The 22,339-nt window shown below is 60.5% G+C and carries 21 protein-coding genes; 9 read left to right on the top strand and 12 right to left on the bottom strand.

The features are described from left to right. Nucleotides 1-8: 8 nt before the first annotated feature. Nucleotides 9-659 (bottom strand): hypothetical protein, encoded by a 651-nt coding sequence (locus QMK52_RS11015; protein ID WP_005791684.1) that lies wholly within the window; start codon nucleotides 657-659, stop codon nucleotides 9-11. Between the two features lie 318 nt (nucleotides 660-977). On the opposite strand from QMK52_RS11015, the gene QMK52_RS11010 reads away from it, so the two are divergent. Together QMK52_RS11010 and QMK52_RS11005 are read left to right on the top strand one after the other, a co-directional pair. Then, entirely contained in the window at nucleotides 978-1,397 is a 420-nt protein-coding gene (locus QMK52_RS11010; RefSeq protein WP_320404082.1) for a polyribonucleotide nucleotidyltransferase, read from the top strand. Between the two features lie 9 nt (nucleotides 1,398-1,406). Next, complete coding sequence (locus tag QMK52_RS11005) at nucleotides 1,407-2,300, top strand: cation diffusion facilitator family transporter (RefSeq protein ID WP_005791687.1); 894 nt, start codon at nucleotides 1,407-1,409, stop codon at nucleotides 2,298-2,300. On the opposite strand, the gene QMK52_RS11000 is transcribed toward QMK52_RS11005, so the two are convergent. Further along, complete coding sequence (locus QMK52_RS11000; protein WP_194439313.1) at nucleotides 2,297-3,253, bottom strand: DUF6515 family protein; 957 nt, start codon at nucleotides 3,251-3,253, stop codon at nucleotides 2,297-2,299. The two genes, QMK52_RS11005 and QMK52_RS11000, sit on opposite strands and share 4 nt — an antisense overlap. A 416-nt stretch (nucleotides 3,254-3,669) precedes the next feature. On the opposite strand from QMK52_RS11000, the gene QMK52_RS10995 reads away from it, so the two are divergent. Continuing rightward, entirely contained in the window at nucleotides 3,670-4,149 is a 480-nt protein-coding gene (locus QMK52_RS10995) for an Lrp/AsnC family transcriptional regulator (RefSeq protein ID WP_003194418.1), read from the top strand. Between the two features lie 197 nt (nucleotides 4,150-4,346). Beyond that, nucleotides 4,347-4,556 (top strand): DUF2788 domain-containing protein, encoded by a 210-nt coding sequence (locus QMK52_RS10990; RefSeq protein ID WP_025999909.1) that lies wholly within the window; start codon nucleotides 4,347-4,349, stop codon nucleotides 4,554-4,556. Here the strand turns inward: QMK52_RS10990 and QMK52_RS10985 are convergent. The 4 genes from QMK52_RS10985 to QMK52_RS10970 all read right to left on the bottom strand — a co-directional run bounded on the left by QMK52_RS10985 (nucleotide 4,551) and on the right by QMK52_RS10970 (nucleotide 10,929). Then, complete coding sequence (locus QMK52_RS10985) at nucleotides 4,551-5,183, bottom strand: pseudouridine synthase (RefSeq protein ID WP_005791693.1); 633 nt, start codon at nucleotides 5,181-5,183, stop codon at nucleotides 4,551-4,553. The two genes, QMK52_RS10990 and QMK52_RS10985, sit on opposite strands and share 6 nt — an antisense overlap. Nucleotides 5,184-5,254: 71 nt before the next feature. Next, on the bottom strand, nucleotides 5,255-6,727 hold the full coding sequence (gene amn, locus QMK52_RS10980; protein ID WP_164699529.1) for an AMP nucleosidase: 1,473 nt from the start codon (nucleotides 6,725-6,727) through the stop codon (nucleotides 5,255-5,257). Between the two features lie 75 nt (nucleotides 6,728-6,802). Then, nucleotides 6,803-8,461, bottom strand: a complete 1,659-nt coding sequence (locus QMK52_RS10975; RefSeq protein ID WP_005791696.1) for an acyl-CoA dehydrogenase family protein — start codon at nucleotides 8,459-8,461, stop codon at nucleotides 6,803-6,805. A gap of 68 nt (nucleotides 8,462-8,529) precedes the next feature. Continuing rightward, nucleotides 8,530-10,929 carry a hybrid sensor histidine kinase/response regulator gene (locus QMK52_RS10970; RefSeq protein WP_005791698.1) on the bottom strand — a complete coding sequence of 800 codons (2,400 nt, stop codon included), beginning with the start codon at nucleotides 10,927-10,929 and terminating at the stop codon, nucleotides 8,530-8,532. A 275-nt stretch (nucleotides 10,930-11,204) separates the two neighbouring features. On the opposite strand from QMK52_RS10970, the gene QMK52_RS10965 reads away from it, so the two are divergent. From QMK52_RS10965 to QMK52_RS10950, 4 genes are all read left to right on the top strand, one after another. After that, a complete protein-coding gene (locus QMK52_RS10965; protein ID WP_194439315.1) occupies nucleotides 11,205-12,002 on the top strand; it encodes a hydroxymethylpyrimidine/phosphomethylpyrimidine kinase in 798 nt (265 codons plus the stop codon). Between the two features lie 32 nt (nucleotides 12,003-12,034). Beyond that, nucleotides 12,035-12,658 (top strand): thiamine phosphate synthase, encoded by a 624-nt coding sequence (gene thiE, locus QMK52_RS10960; RefSeq protein ID WP_005791702.1) that lies wholly within the window; start codon nucleotides 12,035-12,037, stop codon nucleotides 12,656-12,658. Nucleotides 12,659-12,677: 19 nt separating this feature from the next. Continuing rightward, entirely contained in the window at nucleotides 12,678-13,961 is a 1,284-nt protein-coding gene (hemL, locus tag QMK52_RS10955) for a glutamate-1-semialdehyde 2,1-aminomutase (protein ID WP_005791703.1), read from the top strand. Nucleotides 13,962-14,187: 226 nt separating this feature from the next. Next, a complete protein-coding gene (locus tag QMK52_RS10950) occupies nucleotides 14,188-14,742 on the top strand; it encodes a tetratricopeptide repeat protein (protein ID WP_005791705.1) in 555 nt (184 codons plus the stop codon). Here QMK52_RS10950 and QMK52_RS10945 read toward each other — a convergent pair whose 3' ends face one another. The 6 genes from QMK52_RS10945 to QMK52_RS10920 form a co-directional block, all read right to left on the bottom strand. Then, nucleotides 14,743-15,855: a succinylglutamate desuccinylase/aspartoacylase family protein gene (locus QMK52_RS10945; protein WP_005791707.1), complete on the bottom strand. Its 1,113-nt coding sequence runs from the start codon at nucleotides 15,853-15,855 to the stop codon at nucleotides 14,743-14,745. Between the two features lie 8 nt (nucleotides 15,856-15,863). Beyond that, nucleotides 15,864-16,574 (bottom strand): ABC transporter permease, encoded by a 711-nt coding sequence (locus QMK52_RS10940; protein ID WP_005791709.1) that lies wholly within the window; start codon nucleotides 16,572-16,574, stop codon nucleotides 15,864-15,866. Next, nucleotides 16,571-17,287 carry an ABC transporter permease gene (locus tag QMK52_RS10935; RefSeq protein ID WP_005791712.1) on the bottom strand — a complete coding sequence of 239 codons (717 nt, stop codon included), beginning with the start codon at nucleotides 17,285-17,287 and terminating at the stop codon, nucleotides 16,571-16,573. The genes QMK52_RS10940 and QMK52_RS10935 overlap by 4 nt, the downstream gene beginning before the upstream one ends. Nucleotides 17,288-17,317: 30 nt before the next feature. Then, nucleotides 17,318-18,076 carry a transporter substrate-binding domain-containing protein gene (locus QMK52_RS10930; RefSeq protein ID WP_032803725.1) on the bottom strand — a complete coding sequence of 253 codons (759 nt, stop codon included), beginning with the start codon at nucleotides 18,074-18,076 and terminating at the stop codon, nucleotides 17,318-17,320. Between the two features lie 38 nt (nucleotides 18,077-18,114). After that, entirely contained in the window at nucleotides 18,115-20,169 is a 2,055-nt protein-coding gene (locus tag QMK52_RS10925; protein ID WP_320404081.1) for an NAD(P)-binding protein, read from the bottom strand. A 223-nt stretch (nucleotides 20,170-20,392) separates the two neighbouring features. Then, on the bottom strand, nucleotides 20,393-20,719 hold the full coding sequence (locus tag QMK52_RS10920; RefSeq protein WP_003194436.1) for a DUF1820 family protein: 327 nt from the start codon (nucleotides 20,717-20,719) through the stop codon (nucleotides 20,393-20,395). A 130-nt stretch (nucleotides 20,720-20,849) separates the two neighbouring features. On the opposite strand from QMK52_RS10920, the gene miaB reads away from it, so the two are divergent. Next, on the top strand, nucleotides 20,850-22,178 hold the full coding sequence (gene miaB, locus QMK52_RS10915) for a tRNA (N6-isopentenyl adenosine(37)-C2)-methylthiotransferase MiaB (RefSeq protein ID WP_005791718.1): 1,329 nt from the start codon (nucleotides 20,850-20,852) through the stop codon (nucleotides 22,176-22,178). The last annotated feature ends 161 nt before the right edge of the window (nucleotides 22,179-22,339 follow it).

Genomic DNA, 22,339 nt, shown 5'->3' with positions numbered 1-22,339 from the left:
GCGACTGCCTAATGTAGGGGTCGTCCATACCAACACATGACCATCGAGTTGACGTCCTGCTTTTCGTCGGAGCTCTCTTCAGGTTTTTGATAGAGACACACAAAAACCACGATGGCCCCGACGCCAAGGGTCCCAAGACTTAAAACAATATCCAAATCGACATTTGAATGAAACGAGTCAAAGAACACTCGCGGCGCAGCCCAGTGGATGAAAAATATAAAGAGCGGAAAAATAAAAGCCCCTTTCCACAGCACAATGTCGACGGGAAATTCAAGCAACCTGCAGGCAGCAAGAAACCCCAACAGGTAAGCGTAATAAGTAACCATCAAGCTGATCATGAATTTCGTCAGGGCCAAGGCCATGATCACCAGCCAATGCTCCTTTGCTGCATATGAAACGGGTGCAATAAGACGGGTGATACCGATGATCAGACAGGTTATGACCATTAGTACTGCGATAGAAATAGGTGCCAGTCCTTCACCGTAAGCTTTGTTCAAGAGCTCGCCAACTTCGGGTTTCAGACAAGTGCCCCAGTAAATCAACGCCATGGAAAACAACAAATACACCAGGAACAAACTGGAGTATTCGACGAAAAAAGCTTTCAGATCTTCACAAAAAGTCCGGTTATAAAGTGTGTTTGCCTGCTGCTCTTCAGTCATCATCCTTCCTTGATTTTTGTAAACTGCACAGTGTTTCGTCTGCAAACAGAAAAGCTTGAACACCATTGGCGTCCAGACAGGACGGCGAGTATAACGGCGAACTGCCGGATGCCGATGCTGGTCTCAAAAATACCCACTCTTTGGACTGGGAATGCAGTCAAAGGTGGGAGCTGGCTTGCCTGCGATAGCGGTGTGACAGTCACCGCTGTATTCCCCGAACCGACGCTATCGCAGGCGAGCCAGCTCCCACATTGGTTCATAAGCGTTTGGCAGATCTGGCTTATAGTCACCCTTAAATCGTGTTCAGGAGACTTTTTCATGCGTATCGCTTCCCGCGTCATCGGCAGTGTCCTCGCCGTCACCCTGCTGAGCCAACTCACCGCCTGCGGCTCGATTTTCTACCCCGACCGCCGTGGCCAGATCGACGGCAAGATCGACCCAGCCATTGCCGTGCTCGACGCCGTCGGCCTGCTGTTCTACGTGATCCCGGGCCTGATCGCGTTTGGCGTCGACTTCGCCACGGGCGCGATCTACTACGAACCCGGCAAGACCGCCCAGGTCGCGCCCGAGAAATTGCACGAAGCCATCGGCGCCGACGGCAAGGTCGACAATGCCAAGCTGCAAAGCATCATTGAGAAGGAAACCGGCCGCAGCTTGCCGCTGGACGATCCGCGCCTGATCCAGTTCAAGGGCAGTGTGCAACAACTCGCGTCCCTGGGCCTGCAGCCCGCCGCGTAAGGACAGCCCATGACCAGCAGCCCCGAACACGCCAGGCTTTTGCGCCTGGCCACCCGCGCCTCGGTGGGCGTGGCCTGTGTGCTGATTATCACCAAGGCCATCGCCTGGTGGCTCAGCGGCTCGGTGAGTATGCTCGCCGGGCTGACCGACTCGCTGCTCGACGGCGTGACCTCGCTGTTGAATCTGCTGGCCGTGCATTACGCTTTGCGCCCGGCCGATGACGATCACCGTTATGGGCATGGCAAGGCGGAGTCGCTGGCGGGCATGGCGCAAGCCTTGTTTATCGCCGGCAGTGCGGTGCTGATTGCACTCCAGGCCTTTGAACGGCTCAAGCATCCGGAGCCGGTCGGCGCACCGTGGCTGAGCATTGGCGTGATTATCCTGTCGCTGGCGCTGACCGTGGCCCTGCTGATGCTGCAACACCGCGTGGTGCGCGAGACCGGCTCCAACGCGGTGCGCGCCGACTCGCTGCACTACCGCTCGGACTTGCTGCTCAATGGCAGCATCCTGATTGCGCTGGTGTTGGCCGGTTTTGGCTTTCATCAGGTCGACGCCTGGTTTGGCCTGGGTATCGCCGCCTACATTCTGTGGAGCGCGATCCAGATCGCCCGGGAAAGCTTTGCGGTGTTGATGGACGAAGAGTTACCGCCAGATGTCAGCCAGCACATGCTGGAACTGGCTCGTGGCGTACCCGGCGTGCTGGGTGCCCACGACTTGCGTACGCGGGTTTCCGGCAACCACTGGTTTGTGCAGCTGCACCTGGAGTTGCCGGGGGAATTGACGCTGTCGGTAGCTCACGGCATCAGCGACCAGGCCGCCGACGCCATTCACCGGGAATACCCGAAAGCCGAAGTATTGGTGCACGCCGACCCGCTGGAAGTGGTCACCGGCAACAAAACCTAGTACTGCACCTGATACCCACGACTGCCCAGGCAGTTGCCCTGGGCCTGGCGGTAGGTTTGCACCACCGCCGGGTCCGGGGCGTAGGTGACGGTGCGCGGGTCGAAGCCGCTTTGCTGCGCCGCCCAGCGATAACAGTCGTAGCCGTCCTGCTGCACCTGCGCCGGCGATTGGCCGTTGGCAGGGTAGGCCACTACGTCATAGCCGTTGCCTTGCGGCGCCGGCTGGGGCGATGGCACTTGCGCAGGAGGCTGCACCACCACGTATTGCTGGGTGCTTTGCTCATAGGCGTAGTACGCGCCAGCGGCGAGGAACAACAGCGAGCCCCCTACCCATACTTCACGCGCATAGTCCGGCAGGTAATGCACGCGGATGCCATAGGGTGGCGTCACCACCACGTAGCGTGGGCCTTGGGGGCGATACCAGTAGCCGCCGGAGAAAAAATAGTCCTGGCCACGGTAAGGCACGCGGTAATTGCGGTCGGGAAAACGGTCGATGACATAACCAGGGCGATATTGCGGGCCCGGGCCCCAGCCGTTGCCATGCCCGTCGGGGCGGCCTGGCCAGCGGTTATCACCGGGGCGATCGTTACCCGGACGCGAACCGGGGCCGCCAGCCTCCCAATGTCGATTGTCATCGGGGCGCCTGGGGATATCACGGTAATAACCCTGGCGCGGTTCCTGGGTCTGGCGCACCGTATCGGGCCGGCCCTGGATCGGCAGGTTATTGGAAGGTTGCGGTGCAGGTCGCCCTGGCTCATGACCTTGCGGGCGACCTTGCCATTGGCCACCCTCGTGCTGGCCGCCGCGATCATCCTGCGGGTTTTGTGGACGTGGCTGATTGTGCTCAGGCCGTTGACCCGGGCCCGGTGAGTTATCGCGCTCGTCGGCCATTACCTGCGTGCCGACGCTTGCCACCAGCAAACCAACACCTGCCATACGCCAGATGCGCTTCATGCTTTTCCTCACTGCGGATTAGGGCCTACACATGAGACTGGAAAAGCCTCACCCGGTTCTCACGCAGGTTATCAGTCGTGGGCACTATTTTCTCAAGGCAAAAGAAAAGGGGTGACCCGTCGGCCACCCCTTGAGAATTTCGTCCGTGCTCAACGCTTTTGACGTTGGCTCACCTCACGCCGTCTTGTGGACAGTGTGCAGCCTGGAGGCCGGCTCAACCCTGCTGGGGCGGCGGCCGCAGCGGGCCTGATTGGGCGCGCTGCTGTGGACTGTTGTCCAGGCGGTGATTCTGTTGGTAATCATAGGCGTGCCGGGCGGACAGATGATTGCGAAGATTGCGTCAATAAACAGTGCTTGCGCAATTTTTAACCCTTCATGGATAATTCACCGCAATAGTTACGACAAAGGCTAACCCAATGAGCAAGCTTGACCGATACGACCTGAGTATTTTGGCGGAATTGCAGCGCGACGCGAGGATCTCCAACCAGGAGCTGGCCGAACGCATCGGCCTGTCGCCTTCGCCCTGCTCGCGCCGGGTCAAGCAATTGGAAGACGACGGCTATATCGCCCGCCAGGTCGCCCTGCTGGATCGCAAGATGCTTGGCCTGAGCCTTACGGCCTACGTATTGATCGGCATGGACCGGCACACGCCGGAGCGTTTCGAGAATTTTGAAGCCGCCATCCGCACCCTGCCGCAAGTGCTGGAGTGCAGTTTGGTGACCGGGATGGATGCGGACTATCAGCTAAAGGTCGTGGTACCGGATATGGATCACTATCAGAAACTGCTGCTGGGCCATCTGACCCGCATCGAAGGCGTGACCAGCGTGCGTTCCAGCTTTGTGCTCAACCAGGTACTCAACAGCACCGAACTGCCCCTGACTCACCTGCGCACCTGAGAACACAGAGATTCAAATGTGGGAGGGGGCTTGCTCCCGATGACTGAGTGTCAGTCAGTTATTTATCAACTGACCCACCGCTATCGGGAGCAAGCCCCCTCCCACATTTGGATTGTGCTTCGACTCAGGTCAATGTTGCGTCTGTAACGCTGCCGTATACTGCTCGCTTGTCTTGCTGGAAGAGTCCCATGAACAACATCGACCCCGCCCTGTTTGAAGAATGGATGATGACCGGCCTGGTCACTATCCTCATCATTTTCATGGGCTTCATCGTCTGGGACCTGGCGAAGAAATCCAAGGCCGGGCGCTTTGGCTCATTCATTCTGTTTTTCGTGCTGGGCCTGGGCGTGGCCGCGTTCATCATCAAGAGCGTGGTGATCGGCTTGATCGAGTCCGGCGCTTTATAGGCGCGCCGGTACTGCTTTCCATTGGCCTTGATCCAGGCCGTCGATAGACCAGTCACCAATGCGCACACGCACCAGGCGCAGCGTCGGCAGGCCCACCGCGGCGGTCATGCGCCGTACCTGACGGTTGCGCCCTTCTCGAATCACCAATTCCAGCCAATGGGTGGGCACGCTTTTACGAAAACGTACCGGCGGGTTGCGCGGCCATAATGCCGGCTCATCCAACTGACGGGCCTCGGCAGGCAAGGTCATGCCGTCGTTCAGTTCGACACCATCGCGCAGGCGTTGCAGCTGTTCTTCGGTCGGCTCGCCTTCCACCTGCACCCAGTAGGTTTTCGCCAGCTTGTGCTTGGGGTCGGCGATGCGCGCCTGAAGCTGGCCATCGTTGGTCAACAGCAGCAAGCCTTCGCTGTCACGGTCCAGGCGCCCGGCCGGGTAAATACCGGGAATGTCGATAAAATCCTTGAGGGTCGCGCGACCGCCTTCGTCGCTGAACTGGGTCAGCACATCGAACGGCTTATTGAACAGGATCAGCTTCGGCTCGGCCGGTGGCGCCTTGGCGACACGCCGAACAGGCTGCGAAGGTTTCACGCCTGGGCGGCGCGAATCGGGACGGGTAGGACGGGACATGGCAAAGGAACATCTAACGGTCAGGACCGACAATGCTAGTGGCCTGACCGCCAAATGACCATCCCAACCGCTTAGCGGAACGGCGGCTCGTCGAAGCTGCGCAGTTTGCGCGAGTGCAACGAGTTGAGTTCGGTGCGCAACAGGTCGACCGCCTCTATGCCGATCTTCAAGTGCTGGCTGACCGCACGCTCGTAGAACGCGTTGGCCGAACCCGGCAGCTTGATCTCGCTGTGCAAGGGTTTGTCGGATACGCATAACAAGGTGCCGTAAGGCACGCGCAAACGGTAACCCTGGGCGGCGATGGTGCCGCTTTCCATGTCCACGGCCACGGCGCGGGACAGGTTGATCAGCGGCCGTTCCTGAGCCCAGCGCAATTCCCAGTTACGGTCGTCATAGGTCAGCACGGTACCGGTGCGCAGGCGTTTTTTCAGCTCTTCGCCTTTTTCGCCAGTGACGTGGGCCGCCGCTTGCTGGAGCGCCAACTGCACCTCGGCCAGGGCCGGGATCGGGATGTTCGGCGGTACCACGCGGTCAAGAATCCCGTCACGGCGCATATAGGCGTGGGCCAGTACGTAGTCGCCGATGGTCTGGGATTGGCGCAAGCCGCCGCAGTGGCCGATCATCAGCCAGCAGTGCGGGCGCAACACGGCCAGGTGGTCGGTGATGTTCTTGGCGTTGGACGGGCCCACGCCGATGTTCACCAGGGTCACGCCGTGGCCGTCACTGGCTTGCAGGTGATACGCCGGCATCTGGTAGCGATGCCAGACCACGCCGGCGGCAATCGCCGAGGCTTCGCCGTGGTCCATGCTCTTGTCGATGACCACGTTGCCCGGCAGCACCATGCGGATAAAACGCGGGTCGCTGCGCAGTTGTTCCAGGCCGTGCAGGATGAACTGGTCAACGTAGCGGTGGTAGTTGGTCAGCAGGATCCACGGCTGTACATGGCGCCAATCGCTGCCGGTGTAATGCACCAGGCGGCGCAGGGAAAAGTCCACGCGCGCCGCGTCGAACAATGCCAGGGGCAGCGGGTCGGTGTTTTCCCAGTCGTAGAGGCCATCGGCAATGCCGTCGGTGGCGGCGGACAAGTCGGTACTGGGGAATACGCGGGCCAGGGTCGCGGCGGTCACGCCGGAGCCAGCCAGTTCGTCGCCCTGCTCCACCACGTACGGGTACGGAATGTTCTGCTGGCTGACGCCCACTTCCACCGTGACGGTGAAGTCGTGCATCAGCGGCACCAATTGCTCCAGCAGATACTTCCGAAACGCGGCGGGATGGGTCACGGTGACGCTGTAGGTACCCGGCAGTTGCACCTTGGCATATGCACGGGTGGTCTGTGGGACTTCGCCATGGCAGTGGTAGGTCAGGCGCAGTTCCGGGTAGCGAAACAGTGCACGTTGTGCGGCGTCGGGCTCGACGCGGTCCTTGAGGTATTGCTTGAGGGCTTGATTGAGCGCGCCGGTGGCTTGCTCATGCAGAGCCGCCAGCCGGTCCACGGCTTCTTCGGCGGTTTTAACGACAACAAAAGCTTCGGTCACGGTAAGCATCCTGTGTTCTGGACTTGCAGGCCTTTATCTTGCCTGTATCCCGGCCTCACCGAAACAGCCGGATTGGAATGCACCTTAAAATATGGGAGATGCCGGGGTTGAGCGCGCGACTATGGCTTCTACATCCACCCCACGCGGCAAGGTGCCATATACCCGCCCCGACGATTCGCCCAACCGGCTGGCGATAAACCCGTCGCTGACCGCCGCATTTCCTGCCTCCAGCAATAACTTGGCCTGCAACGCCACGGCAATATCCTCGGTCAACTGCCGCGCACGGTACTGAATGTCCTGGGTGTCCATAAACGCCGACTTCAACTGCTCGATATGCCGCGCCAGTTGCTTGTCACCATGGCCATCTCCCAACTCAACAAACAGCACCTCCAGCACGCCCGGCTCTTTGGACAACGCGCGGAGTACGTCCAGGCATTGCACATTGCCGGAGCCTTCCCATGTCGAGTTTACCGGCGCCTCACGGTAAAGACGCGGCAGGATGCTGTCCTCCACATACCCGGCGCCGCCCATGCATTCGGCGGCTTCGTTGATCATCGCGGGCGCTCGCTTGCAGATCCAATACTTGCCCACCGCCGTGACCAGCCGAGCGAACTTGGCTTCCTGCGCATCATCAAGATGATCCAGGGCGCGCCCCATGCGCAGGCTCAAGGCCAGGGCCGCTTCGCTCTCCAATGCCAGGTCGGCCAGGACGTTCTGCATCAGCGGCTGCTGGTTGAGCACGCGGCCACCGACCAGGCGGTGCGCGCAGTGATGGCTGGCCTGGGTCAGCGCCTGGCGCATCAAGGCGCTGGAGCCGACCATGCAGTCGAAGCGGGTCATGGCGACCATTTCGATGATGGTCGGCACACCCCGGCCTTCTTCACCGACCATCCAGGCCAGGGCGCCGCGAAACTCCACTTCGCTGGACGCGTTGGAGCAGTTGCCGAGTTTGTTCTTCAAGCGCTGGATATAGAACTCGTTGCGCGTGTCATCCGGGCGGTGCCGGGGCAGCAGGAAACAGGTCAGGCCCTTGTCGGTCTGGGCCAGGGTCAGGAAGCCATCGCACATCGGTGCCGAGCAGAACCACTTGTGGCCCACCAGTTCATAGGCCTGGCCGGGCCCACCCGCGCCCACCGGATAAGCGCGTGTGGTGTTGGCCCGCACGTCGGTGCCGCCCTGCTTCTCGGTCATGGCCATGCCGATGGTGGCACCAGCCTTGTGGGCAATGCCGACGTTGCGTGGGTCATATTGGGTCGAAAGGATTTTCGGCAACCAGTGATCTGCCAGGTCCGGTTGCAGGCGCAAGGCCGGAACGCAGGCGAAGGTCATGGTCAGCGGGCAACCGGTGCCGGCCTCGGCCTGGCTGTGCAGGTAGGTCATTGCCGCACGGGCCACATGGGCGCCGGCCTGCGGGTGAGCCCAGGGCAGCGACGGCAGGCCATGCTCAACGGCAGTGCGCATCAGTTCGTGATAAGCCGGATGAAACTCCACCAGGTCAATGCGATGACCATAACGGTCATGGCTGCTGAACACCGGTTTGTTCTGGTTGGCCAGGAACCCGGCTGCCATCAACGGCCCTCCGGCCAGCGCGCCGTAAGCATCGATACGCGATTCGGCCCAGCCGGCGCCAAAGCGACGCGACCATTGCTGCAGGGGCAAGTCGATGCGATACAGGTTGGTGCCGTCCAGGGACGGTGGCTGATTGGTGACGTCGTGGGTTTCGGCAAACTGATGCAGGTTCATGACGGGCCTCCTGGAAAAAGGCCACGTGAAAGAGGGGCCTTGAATTCAGTTAAGCACCGACCTCACGCTTAAAACAGTGGCATACCCGCCGAATGCCCGGCGCTTTCGCCCTCACTCAAGCGCAACACGCGACGCTCCAGCACCCCTTGCAGGGCTTCGAACCGCACCGGTTTAGCTAGGCGATCAGTCATGCCGATGCCATGGCAGCGTTCACGCTCTGGTCCATCACTTGAGCTACTCAAGGCGATCACCGGCAACTCACCACAGTCGGGCAGTGCACGAATCTGACAGCACAATGAGAAGCCGCCCTCAGGTACATCGAGCAGCACCGCATCGAAGCGATTGCCTTGTAATGCCGCGAGTGCCGCCGGGCCGTTATCTACGGTTTTCACCCGGTAGCCGAGTTTGAGCAACATGCCACGCACCGCCAACTGGCCGACGCTGTTGTCGTCCACCAGCAACACAGTGCAATCCTGGGGCGCACGCTGCCTGGGCTGCGCTTGCCCGCTCGGCTTGGGTTGCGCAGGCACCACGCTGACGTCCACCTCCAACTGAAAACGGCTGCCCTTGCGCGGCTCCGAATGATGGGTCAGGCGCCCACCCAACAGCTCGATCAACTGCCGGCAAATCGCCAAACCAATGCCCAGGCCGCCGTATTCGCGAGTCATCGAGCCATCAAGCTGGAAGAAGCGCTGGTACAGCGTGGCTTCATCGAGAAAGGCGAAGCCGATACCGGTGTCGGTCACAATAAAGCTCAGGTGCAATGCACCCTCCCCTTCGGGCACCCCGACCACGCGCAAGCGCACAGCGCCGAGTTGGGTAAATTTGAATGCGTTGTCCAGCAGGCAATCCAGGCATTGGAGCAGTTTGTCGGCATCGCCGATCACCCGGTCCGGCAACTCATCGGCAACATCAATGGAAAACGCCAGGCCCTTGCTCTGCGCGCTGGGGGTGAACTGCTGGCGCAAGGTGTCGAGCACACCGCGCAGGCTGAACGCTTGCGGCTGGGCCACCATCCGACCGGCCTGCAACTCGGTCAGGGTGAGGATACCGTTGACCATGCGCATCATGTCCCGCGCCGAGCCCGCGGCGGTTTGCTGGTACTGCGCCAGGTCCTCGCCCAACGGCACGGTCTGCATCAATTCCAGGGAACCAATCACCCCGTTCATCGGCGTGCGCAGTTCGTGGGTCAGGGTGGCGAGGAACTCGTCTTTGAGGCGATTACTGCGGGCCAGTTGCTGGTTGAGCGCTTCGAGCTTCTGACTGGCGTCGAGGAGGATTTGCGCCTGCTGTTCGCGCATACCGTTGATGCGGTCGGCCAGGGCCAGGGACAGCAGTGCAACTTCAATGGCCGAGCCGAGCTGGCTGGCGTACATGGTCAGGAACACGTTGGGCAGGTAGCCCAGCACCATCAGCGTATTGACCACTCCGCCCAGCAGGAACGCCGACCAGGCGATGATGAAGTAGCGCGCCATGCGCTGCCCGCAATACCAGGCCTTGATCGCGGCGACAAAGATGGTCACGGTGAACACCAGCGCCAGGCCGGTGGCCAGGCGCAGGGCCACGGCGTAGCTGGTCAACAGCGCCAGCGCCATTACCACGCCGCCGCAGGCTGCCAGCGCCAGCAGGATCCGGTCGATCCAGCGGCTGTGCTGCACGGTGTGCAGGAAGCTGCGAGCAAACAGGCTGCCGAACAATGCCGCCGATCCGATCAGGAACGGCACCGCCGCATTCGCCCACCACGGGTTGTTCGGCCAGAAGTACTGCACCGCGACGCCATTGACCGACAGCTGGTACAAGCCGAACGATGCAATATAGAGGATGTAATAGAGGTAGCTGGTGTCGCGCACGCTGAGGTAAATGAACAGGTTGTAGATCAGCATGCCCAGCAACACACCATAAATAGCCCCGAGCACATACAAGCGCAGCGGTTGTTCTTCCAGGTACGCCGTGCCCGCCCACAGGGTCAGTGGCGCCTGGATCGAGCCCTGGCTTTGCAAGCGCAGGTACAGGGTCTGCTGCTGATCGGGCGCAAAGTTGAGCTTGAACAGGTAATTGCTCTGGCTCACCTCACGGCTGGAAAACGGTAATGCACTGCCGGTGCGGGCGGTCAGGCGGTAGTGACCGGTGCCGTCGCTCTGATACAGGTCCAGGCGATTGAGCGGCGGATAAGCCAACTCCAGAAACCAGGTGCGCGGTGCACGGGGATCTGTTGCGCTGTAATGCAGGTTGACCTTGAGCCAGAACACCGAGCGCGAATAGCCGGCGTTGAGGGTGGCTTTGTCATGGGTCTTGAACTGGGCGGCGTAGGCGGGGGAACTGACATCGGCGATGGTGAGGGCATCGGTTGGGTCTTCGAGCACTTGCATGACCTGGCCCAGCGGCAGGCTTCGCGTGTCCTGGTTGAACTCGACGGCGCCGGCGAGCAAGGGTAGCCCGCACAATATAAAGATCAGCAAATAGCGCATAGAGCCCCAGCGTGGCCTGTCCGGTTATGTCAAAAGCCCCCCATCCTTTTGAGAAGACGTACACCGGCGATACAGTAAGTTGTTTGAATGCACTTTAGCATAGCCATTAGAGGCCATTGGACACCATTGAACTATTTTTTTGAAAGGCTCTACATCGCGGCCTTCAGAGGATTTTCATGCTGTTTCAATCGCCAGAAAAGCGCTGCTTCAGCGCTCACACTTCAACCATCGTCAGACGGCCACGCAAAAAGCGTTTGGTGGTAAGCTCGCGCACCATGAATATCTACAGCTCTCGCCCTGTTGTCCTCTGTCTCTCCGGCCACGATCCCAGTGGTGGCGCCGGCTTGCAGGCAGATATCGAAGCCCTGCTCGCCCAGGGCTGCCACGCGGCCCCGGCCGTCACAGCGTTGACCGTGCAGAACACCGTCAATGTCAGCGACTTCCGCGTGCTCGACCGTGAGTGGGTGATGGCCCAGGCCAATGCCGTGCTCGGCGACTGCGAAGTCGCGGCCGTCAAACTGGGCATGCTCGGTTCCACCGCCATGGTCGATACGGTGGTCGAACTGCTGCAGGCGCACCCGCATCTGCCGGTGGTCTGCGACCCGGTGCTGCGCGCCGGTGGCGGCGGTAGCCTGGGCAAGGACGAAGTCGGCTATGCGATGCGCGAGCGGCTGTTGCCCCTGTCGCTGATCGCCACGCCCAACCTGCCGGAAGCGCGCATCCTGGCCGAACTGCCAGACGGCACTGCCGATGAATGCGCCGAGAAACTGTTGCCGTACATCAAGCACCTGCTGATCACCGGCGGCCATGGCGACGAACATGAAGTGCACAACCGCCTGTACAGCCGCGACGGCACGCGCCATACCTTTACCTGCCAGCGCTTGCCTGGCAGCTATCACGGTTCGGGCTGCACCTTGGCCAGCGCCCTGGCCGGGCGCATCGCCCAGGGCGAAGGTTTGACCAGCGCGGTGCAATCGGCCCTCAACTACACCTGGCGCACCCTGCGTGACGCCGAGCAACTGGGCCATGGCCAGTTCGTGCCGCGCCGGCTGCCGCTGGATTTCTGCTCGTAACTTATCGCTTGTCACAGCAAGGGGCTTGCCCGATGAAACTACGTGGCCTTTACGCCATTACCGACAGCCAGCTCCTGGCCGGCAAGTTCCTCGCCTACGTCCAAGCGGCGCTGGACGGCGGCGTGACACTGTTGCAGTACCGCGACAAAAGCAGCGACGAGGCACGGCGCCTGCGTGAAGCCGAAAAGCTGCATGAACTGTGCTCGCGCTACAAGACTCAATTGATCATCAACGATGATGCCGAACTCGCCGCGCGCCTGGGCGTGGGCGTGCATCTGGGGCAGACCGATGGTCCGCTGACCCCGGCCCGTGCGCTGCTCGGTTCCAAGGCGATCATCGGTGCTACCTGCCACAGCCAGATCGAACTGGCCGAACAGGCTGCCAAGGAAGGCGCCAGCTATGTCGCCTTCGGCCGCTTCTTCAATTCCACCACCAAGCCCGGCGCACCTGCCGCCACCGTTGAAATGCTGGCCGAGGCCCGCACGCGCGTGCAGCTGCCGATCTGCGTGATCGGCGGCGTGACCCTGGACAACGCCGAACCGCTGGTGACCCACGGTGCCGACCTGCTGGCCGTGGTGCACGGTTTGTTCGGCGCCGACAGTACTCAGGAAGTCACGCGACGCGCCCGTGCTTTCAATGCCCTTCTTAAAATCTGATTTCAGAGAGACGTCCATCATGTCCCGTTCCGAAACCCTGTTTGCCAATGCCCAGAAACACATCCCCGGCGGTGTGAACTCCCCCGTGCGTGCGTTCAAGAGCGTGGGCGGCACGCCGTTGTTCTTCAAACATGCCGAAGGCGCCTACGTCACCGACGAAGATGACAAGCGCTACGTCGACTACGTAGGCTCCTGGGGCCCGATGATTCTCGGCCACAGCCACCCGGACGTACTCGACGCGGTGCGCCAGCAGCTGCAACACGGCTTGTCCTATGGCGCGCCGACCGCCATGGAAACCGAGATGGCCGACCTGGTTTGCTCTATCGTTCCGTCGATGGAAATGGTGCGCATGGTCAGCTCCGGTACCGAAGCCACCATGAGCGCGATCCGCCTGGCCCGTGGTTTCACCGGCCGCGACAACATCATCAAGTTCGAGGGTTGCTACCACGGCCACTCCGACAGCCTGTTGGTCAAGGCCGGCTCCGGCGCGCTGACCCAGGGCGTACCCAACTCTGCCGGTGTACCGGCGGCATTCGCCAAGCACACCCTGACCCTGCCGTTCAACGACATCGCCGCCGTCGAGCAAATGCTCAGCGAAGTCGGCCAGGACGTGGCCTGCATCATCGTCGAGCCGGTGGCCGGCAACATGAACTGCGTACCGCCGGCGCCGGGTTTCCTCGAAGGCCTGCGCGAGCAGTGCGACAAGCACGGCGTGGTACTGATCTTTGACGAAGTGATGACCGGTTTCCGCGTCGCCCTCGGCGGCGCCCAGGCACACTATGGCGTCACGCCGGACCTGAGCACCTTCGGCAAGATCATCGGTGGCGGTATGCCAGTAGGCTGCTTCGGCGGCAAGCGCGAAATCATGCAGCACATCGCCCCGCTGGGCCCGGTCTACCAGGCTGGCACCCTGTCGGGTAACCCGCTGGCAATGGCCGCTGGCCTGACCACCCTGCGCCTGATCAGCCGCCCGGGCTTCCACGCCGAGCTGACCGACTACACCACCCGCCTGCTTGATGGCCTGCAACAGCGCGCCGACGCCGCCGGTATCCCGTTTGTCACCACCCAGGCCGGTGGCATGTTCGGCCTGTACTTCAGCGGCGCCGACGACATCGTCACCTTTGATGACGTGATGGGCAGCGATGCCGACCTGTTCAAGCGCTTCTTCCACCTGATGCTTGAAGGCGGCGTGTACCTGGCGCCGAGCGCCTTCGAAGCCGGCTTCACCTCGATCGCCCATGGCGAAGCCGAGCTGAAACTGACCCTGGATGCTGCCGAACGCGCCTTTGCCGCCCTGAAATAAGTGACCCTCGTTCTGACGTTGCCCCCCAGGCAGCGTCAGATTTGCTACTTTGCTTACAGAAATTTCCTGGTTTTTTCGAGAATTGCCCTGCAATCCGGCAGATAACTTGCCCAAGCAGCAGAAAAACGAGTAAAGACTTTGTAAGCAGAGGCCTGCTTATTTCATAATGCGCGCTTATTGGACTCCCCGAGGGTCCGCGCGCCCCGTCAGAGGTAAGTCGATTCCCATGAAACGCACCGGCCGCACCCTGGTTCTGGGCTGCCTGTTGCTCCTTCAGCCGCTGCTGGCACATGCCCAGGCAGGCGGCAACTCGTTGTTAATCCCAGCGATGGGTCGTTGCACCCTCAATACCCAGCCAGACAGCCAGGCCGAAGCCCTGAGCGCGTGCCAGAAACAGGCTGATGAAGGGGATGCGCAAGCGCAATACGAGTTGGGCGAGTTCTACCACGACAGCAAGAACCCGGCCGTCGACCTCAACAAAGCGTTGAGCTACTTCGAAAAGGCTTCGCTGCAAGGCCATGCCCAGGCGCAATTCCAGCTCGGCAATATGTTCTTCAAGGGCGAAGGCGTACCGGCCAATAACGTGCAGGCCTACATCGTGCTGAAAATGGCTGCGGTCAACGGTGCTGAAGACGCGCTGGACACCGCCGATGAGGTCGCCGAGCACATGCAGCGCGATGAACTGGAAGTGGCGACCCAGGTACTGGGGCAGATTTTCCGTAATTACCTGCAGGAATTGCAGAGCGCCGATGGGCGCTCGCCCTTCTCCCCCCTGCCCTGATCACGGCGATAACAGGTCGCCCTGTCGATACGCCGTGGGCCCCGCTACATGGGCAATCGTCATACCGGCGCTTGCCATTCGGCGTACTGATCGCACATACAACAGCCCTTCATGCTCACACGCTACCTCAATCACTCGGTCCGTGATCGGGTCGATGACTTGCGCCACGATCTGTCCTGCTTCGAGGTAGTCCCCCACCTGCGCGCAAAAGACCATCAAGCCTCCCACCGGGCTCACCACCGGCTCGACCCCCGCCAAGGGTGTTGGCGGGCTCAATAACGCCGGCAGTGGCGGCGCTTGCCCCTCAATGCCTCCCTGCAACGTCAGATAGTTGATCAACGCCTGACAATCCTGCCGCGCCAGCCCGTGGTCCACATCGGCCACGCCGCGCAACTCCACGGTCACGGCAAAACCCGGCGCCGAAAAGGCCCCCGGAAAACGCGCCTGCATCCGTGCCCAGAACAAGGTGTAGCAATCGTCGAACGAATGCCCGCCCGCGTCCGGGCTCATAAAGCAGGCCCGAGCGCCCAGGTACCGCGCCAGCGGCTCAACCTGGGGCCAGGCATCGGGCGCCAGGTACAGGTGCTGCACTGCCTCGAAATCACAATGCAGGTCCAGCACCCTGTCGGCGTCACAGGCCAGCGTTTGCAGGACCAAACGCAGAGAGTGCAGCTGGGTCGCCGGTATCTGCCCGACAAGGCTTCGCCGCAGGGCCGCACGGATCAGATGCAGGTTATGCGCAGGATCATCGGTCAGAACATCCTGTACCTGGTCGCCGACCTGCTCGCTGACGTCAACGAAGAAGCGGTTGAAGTTCTCTCGACTGTCGTTATCGAAACGCCCCTGCGGTACGTCCATCAGCACCTGCTCCAACCCCAGCGGATTGGCCACCGGCACCAGCACCACCTGCCAACGCAACGCCCCTGCAGCCTCCAGTTCCGCCAGCCGCTGTTTCAGATGCCACAACACCAGCATCCCCGGCAGCTCATCGGCGTGCAGGGACGCCTGGATGTAAACCTTGCTCGGCGCATTGGCCGGACCGTAATGAAAACTATGAATATGCCGCGTGGTACCTGGCACAGCCGTTAACAGTTCATGCCTGTGAGCCTGCATATTGCCCCCTATCGACTCGAATCAAGAAAGCTCAGCCAACGTCGTTCAGCCAGATGGAACAAGCCGACCAACGTGAACGTAATGCATAAGTAAAGCGCCGCGGCCAGGCCAAAGGATTGGAAGGTGAGGAAGGTTGCAGCGTTGGCATCCCGTGCGACTTTCAGGATATCCGGCACCGTTGCCGTGAACGCCAGGGTGGTGGAATGCAACATGAAGATCACTTCATTGCTGTAATAGGGCAACGACCGGCGCAGGGCCGAGGGCATGATCAAGTGCACGTACAACTTCCAGCCGTCGAAGCCCAGGGAACGAGCAGCCTCGATTTCACCGCGTGGCATTGCCCGAATTGCGCCCGCCAGTATTTCCGTGGTGTAGGCCGCGGTATTGAGGGCAAACGCCAGAAGCGTGCAATTGAGCGCTTCGCGAAAAAAGGCATCCAGCAACGGTTGCTCGCGAACAGCGCCAATGCTGTAGATGCCGGTGTAGAAGATCAGCAACTGGATATACAACGGTGTGCCGCGAAACACGTAGGTAAAGCTTTGCACCGGCCAGCGCAGCCAGCGTCGGCCGGACGTCCTGGCGATGGACAGTGGCAACGCCAACAGCAGGCCCAGGCACAAAGAGGCGCTGGTCAGCCACAAGGTCATGGCCAGACCGGTGATTTGTTGACCGTCGGAATAGATAAACGGCCGCCAATACTCCTGGATAAGCTCGATCATGATGATGATCCCTGCACACCTTCACCATACCGACGCTCCAGCCAGCGCAACGCTGCGTTTGAAACACTGCTGAGCAACAGGTAGACCAGCGCCGCCAGCAGCAGAAAAGCCAGTAATTGCTGACTGCTCTTGCCCGCCATCTGCGCCACTTTCACCAGGTCTGCCAGGCCGATGATCGACACCAGCGCCGTAGCCTTGAGCAAGACCATCCAGTTATTGCCCAGACCCGGCAGGGCGAATCGCATCATCTGCGGGAATATCACATGCAAAAAGCTCTGCCTGAAGCTCAGGCCAAGGGCCTTGGCAGCCTGGAACTGCCCTCGGGGCACAGCCAGCAACGCACCGCGAAAGGTTTCGGTGAAATAAGCGCCGTAGATAAACCCCAGAGTGATCACGCCGGCGCTGAAAGGGTCGATATCGATGTAGGCCCAGCCCAACTCGCTGGTCAGACGACTCAGGCCTGTCTGCAACCCGTAGAAAATCAACAGCATTAACAGCAGGTCCGGTACCCCGCGAATCAAGGTGGTATACACCTGCGCGCACAGGCGCCATGCCCTCACCCTGGACAGCTTGGCACCTGCCCCCAGCAGGCCCAGGATCAGCCCCAGCAGCAATGACAACAGTGCCAGTTGCAGGGTGACCCAGACCCCGTGCAGTAACATCGGCAAAAAACCGCCCAGGGACGCGGCGAATTGAGTGAAGGCAGGTAGCATGATCGTGTCCTCGCTGGCCGTTGAGGGCGGTTATTGGCCGCTGAACATGTTCACACCGGGGAAGTACTGCTCTTGCAGGCGAGCGTAGGTGCCATCGGCGTGCAAGGCAGCCAGCCCCTTATCCAGCAGCGCTTTCAACGTGTGGTTGCCCTTGGCGACGCCGATGCCGCTTTTGGACGGCATCAACTCGCTGTCAATCAGCGGCCCCAGTACAAACCCGACGCCTTGGGGTGAACGCAAAAATCCGCTCTGTGCTTGCTGAGCATCCTGCAGCGATGCCTGCAAACGCCCTGTCAGCAGGTCCGCGTACACTTGCTCCTGATCGGCATAAGCCACCACCTTCATACCCTGCCCAGCGAGCACTTGCCGGGCATAAACTTCCTGAGTACTGCCCTGCAAATAGCCGACGGCCATGCCTGTGGAAAGCTCAGTGCCTGGACGCATCACCATGGCGGTGGGGCTGGAAAACACCTCCGAGGAAAAGTCGATGACCTTTTGCCGAGCGGCAGTGATGGTCATTGAAGCGAGGATGGCGTCGATCTTGCCGGCGTTGAGGCTGGGAATCATGCCGTCAAAGTCACTCTCGATCCATTGGCAGCGAACATTCAAACGTGCACAAATTGCATTGCCGATATCTATTTCAAAACCGGTCAAAGTCCCCGTGCTGTCTTTATAAGCAAAGGGCGCATAGTTGGGATCGGCAGCGAAACGGATCACGTTGTAATCGTTGGCAAACAACGATGTATTAATCAGGAGCGCGGTGAATAACATCAGGAGTATTTTTTTCATTATTGTATTCCTCGTTATTGATTGAACAGTTGGACTGACTACACCTCTATAAATGGAATTTCTCTGCGCACTACCAGCGAGCCCTCCGGCGCATCGAACTCACGCGCGATGCGATGCCCTGAATACACCGCCGCCGCAATGGTGCCGGGCGCCACACAGTCGCCGATCAGCGTGAGCGTTCGGATGCCTGCCGCCTGTAACTGTTCGGGTGAGTGGTTCAAGGCCTGATACAGCGCCTGCTCAGGCTCCCGGGAAGTGACCAGCAGCAAGGCTGCAGCTGGGATCAACCGCGTACGTTCGGTGTAGATGCAGCCCGCTACAACGCCCTCTTGCTTAACGCTGACCAGCGTATGGGACGGCACGATCGTGACATTCAACTGCATCAGACGACGCTGAATGCGATGCTGCTCAAGGGTGTTATGGGTCCAGGCCGCCACGTCCGCCGCGGGGGTGACGAATATCACCTCCACGCCACGCGCCACCAGATGTTCGGCCAGCACGCTGCCCATGTAATAGTGATCGTCATCGAACAGCAGCACCGGCGAAGCGGGCAACGCCCCTGCCATCAGGTCATCAGGCGTCAGCACGGGCAGGCTGTCCAGGCCCGATAAGGATCGGCGCAAGGCGCGTCCCAAGCCATCACGTCGCCAGTGGGAACCCGTAGCAATGAACACATGTTCAGCGGCTAAATCCAGCACGTCCTGAGCCTGCAAGTGGCTTTCCCGATAGATCTCCACCGACGGCATACGGCTCAACGCATCCAGTCGATAGTCAATCACCCGCGCCCAACTCGCCAGCCCCGGCAGCCGGGCTTCCAGCGCTACACGTCCGCCCAGGGTGCGCAGGCTATCGACCAGGGCCACTTCCATCCCTCGCGCACCCAGGATCCGTGAACACTCAAGCCCGGATGGCCCGGCGCCGACCACCAGCGCCCGGCCGGGTTGCTGCGTATGGTTGACCGACTCGGGATGCCAGCCACGTCGCCATTCCTCACCCATGGTCGGGTTCTGTGTACAGCGCAGGGGCGTGCTGGTGTGATCGCCACTGACGCATACATTGCAGCCGATACACTCGCGAATTTCCTCGGCGCGCCCCTCTTCAATCTTCTTGGGCAAGAACGGATCGGCAATCGAAGGGCGGGCCGCGCCGATCAGGTCCAGCACGCCACGACGAACCAAAGACACCATGGTGTCTGGCGAAGTGAAGCGGCCGACGCCCACCACGGGCTTGCTGGTCAGCGCCTTGAGCCCCAGCAGGAATGTCTCCTGGTAACCCTCCCCGGCAAAGCGCGCCGTCACGCTGTCATTGGACCAATCGGCGACATTGACGTCCCACAAGTCCGGCAGGTCCGCCAGCATCGAGAAGGTTTCGGCACCTTCGCCCTCGCGACTCAGGCCGTCGGCCATTTGTTCGTCCACCGCCAGGCGGACCGCTACGGCACACCGATCGCCCACTGCGTCGCGAGTGTCTTCAATCAACTCGCGCAACAGGCGCACACGGTTTTTCAGCGTACCGCCGTATTCGTCGGTACGCCGGTTATTGCGTGGCGTGAGGAAATGGAACGGTACGCTCAGGTCGTGGCCGGCGTACACATAGATGATGTCGAAACCCGCCTCCCGGGCGCGCAATGCGGCGGCTCGATGCAGGGCGCGCAATTGCCGGATATCGGCATGGCTCATGGCCCGGGCCTGCACCGGGTCGTAACTGCGCACCGGGGTATTGGAAGGCGCCCAGGGAATTTCGCGACTGTAGCGGTTGGGCGCCGAGTAACCGTTGAATGCCAGCTCTACCCCAGCTAACGACCCGTGCTGGTGTACCGCCTCACACATGCGGGCCAATGCAGGGATGTCGCGCTCATCCCACAAACGCGCCTCTATATAAGGGGAGAACTCGCTCAGCGGGCTGATTTCGCACTCTTCAGTGCACACCACACCCCAGCCGCCCTCGGCTTTCACTGCGCGCATCCGGGCCATGGCCGAGGGATGTACATGGCCCATGCCATTACAGTGGGGAACTTGATAAAAGCGATTGCGAGTACGGACCGGGCCTATTTGTACCGGCTCAAACAGAATGTCATAGCGAGGATCGCGCACAGGGCTACTCCCGAACAAGTCAGTTCGTTAATGACGGCGTGATGGAACTTGGCGCTAATGAGTGGCGTGATTAAACGCAGTTGAACGGGGGAAACTTCGAGGTTTTCTTATTATTGGTATATTCATGATGCCCTCTCTGAATAAACAAAATTTGCTATCTTTCAAACAAAATGTCCATCCACTGAGAGACAGTTTCGGAAACGCCCTACAAATTAATTGCAGATCACTTCTCAGGCATCGGCATCGGAAACGGCATCACATTGCTCGTGCCCCGTGCTTCGCTGATCTTCGGCGTACCCAGGCGTTCGACCTCATCGATGCGCACAATCGAATGCATCGGCACAAAGCTGCGCACCACGCCTTCGAACTGGGCCTTGAGCTTTTCTTCGCCCGGATCGACGACCAACTGGGTGCGCTCGCCAAAGACGAACTCTTCCACTTCCAGGAAGCCCCACAGATCACTTTGATAGATCTGCTTGGCGTACATTTCGAACACCTGGCCCTGGTTGAGGAAAATCACCTTGTAGATTGGAGCTTCACGTTTGGTCATGGTGGGCGGGGAACACATGGGGATATAAAAGAGGGCGCGAACTATAGCATGGCACCCGATGCACAGCGCTAGGAACCGATGGGCATGACCCCTATAATGCGCGGTTATTTACCACCAGTTGACGATTCCCATGGCCAAGAAGCTTTATATCGAAACCCACGGTTGCCAGATGAACGAGTACGACAGCTCGCGCATGGTCGACCTGCTGGGCGAACACCAGGCCCTGGAAGTCACCGCCCGCGCCGAAGATGCCGACGTGATCCTGCTCAATACCTGCTCGATCCGCGAACGGGCCCAGGACCGTGTGTACTCCCAGCTGGGCCGCTGGCGTGAATTGAAACTGGCCAACCCGGACATGGTGATCGCCGTCGGCGGTTGCGTGGCCAGCCAGGAAGGTGCTGCGATCCGCGACCGCGCCCCGTATGTCGACGTGGTGTTCGGCCCGCAGACCTTGCACCGCCTGCCGGAAATGATCGACGCCGCACGCGTCACCAAGCTGCCGCAGGTGGACGTATCGTTCCCGGAAATCGAGAAATTCGACCATTTGCCCGAGCCGCGCATCGACGGCCCGAGCGCCTACGTGTCGGTGATGGAAGGTTGCAGCAAGTACTGCACTTTCTGCGTGGTGCCCTACACACGCGGTGAAGAAGTCAGCCGGCCGTTTGACGATGTACTGGCAGAAATCATCCACCTGGCTGAAAACGGCGTGCGCGAAGTGACCCTACTTGGTCAGAACGTCAACGGCTACCGCGGCCTGACCCACGACGGGCGCCTGGCCGACCTGGCGGAGCTGATCCGCGTGGTCGCCGCCGTCGATGGCATCGAACGTATCCGCTATACCACTTCGCACCCGCTGGAATTTTCCGACAGCCTGATCCAGGCCCACGCCGAAGTGCCGGAGCTGGTCAAGCACCTGCACTTGCCGGTGCAATCGGGCTCGGACCGCATCCTGTCGGCGATGAAGCGCAACCACACGGCGCTGGAATACAAATCCAAGCTGCGCAAATTGCGCGCCGCCGTACCGGGCATCTGCATCAGTTCGGACTTTATCGTCGGCTTCCCGGGCGAAACCGAGAAAGATTTCCAGCAGACCATGAAGCTGATTGAAGACGTCGGTTTCGACTTTTCCTACTCGTTTGTGTACAGCCAGCGCCCGGGCACCCCGGCGGCGGACCTGCTGGACGAAACCCCGGAGGCGTTGAAAAAGGAGCGGTTGAACGCACTGCAACATCGCCTCAACCAACAGGGTTTCGAAATCAGCCGACAAATGGTCGGCTCGACCCAGCGCATCCTGGTCACCGATTACTCGAAGAAAGACCCGGGTGAGTTGCAGGGGCGCACCGAGAACAACCGCATCGTCAACTTCCGCTGCGACAACCCGACCCTGATCGGCCAATTTGCCGATGTGCACATCGATGCGGCGCAGCCACACTCGTTGCGCGGCTCGCTGATCAACTGATCTCGCGGGCCGGATGAAGATCAAAATGTGGGAGCAGGCTTGCCTGCGATAGCGATGTATCAGTGCCCTATGTGCCAACTGACCCACCGCTATCGCAGGCAAGCCAGCTCCCACAGGAGTTCTTCATGGTTATCGAGAGTGGGGCCAGGCTATTTAAGTGC

Origin of the sequence: Pseudomonas sp. P9_2, assembly GCF_034008255.1 — a bacterium.
Classification (GTDB): Bacteria; Pseudomonadota; Gammaproteobacteria; order Pseudomonadales; family Pseudomonadaceae; genus Aquipseudomonas; species Aquipseudomonas synxantha_A.
The sequence above is the reverse complement of the archived record's forward strand: the minus strand, read 5'-3'. Positions and strand labels throughout refer to the sequence as shown.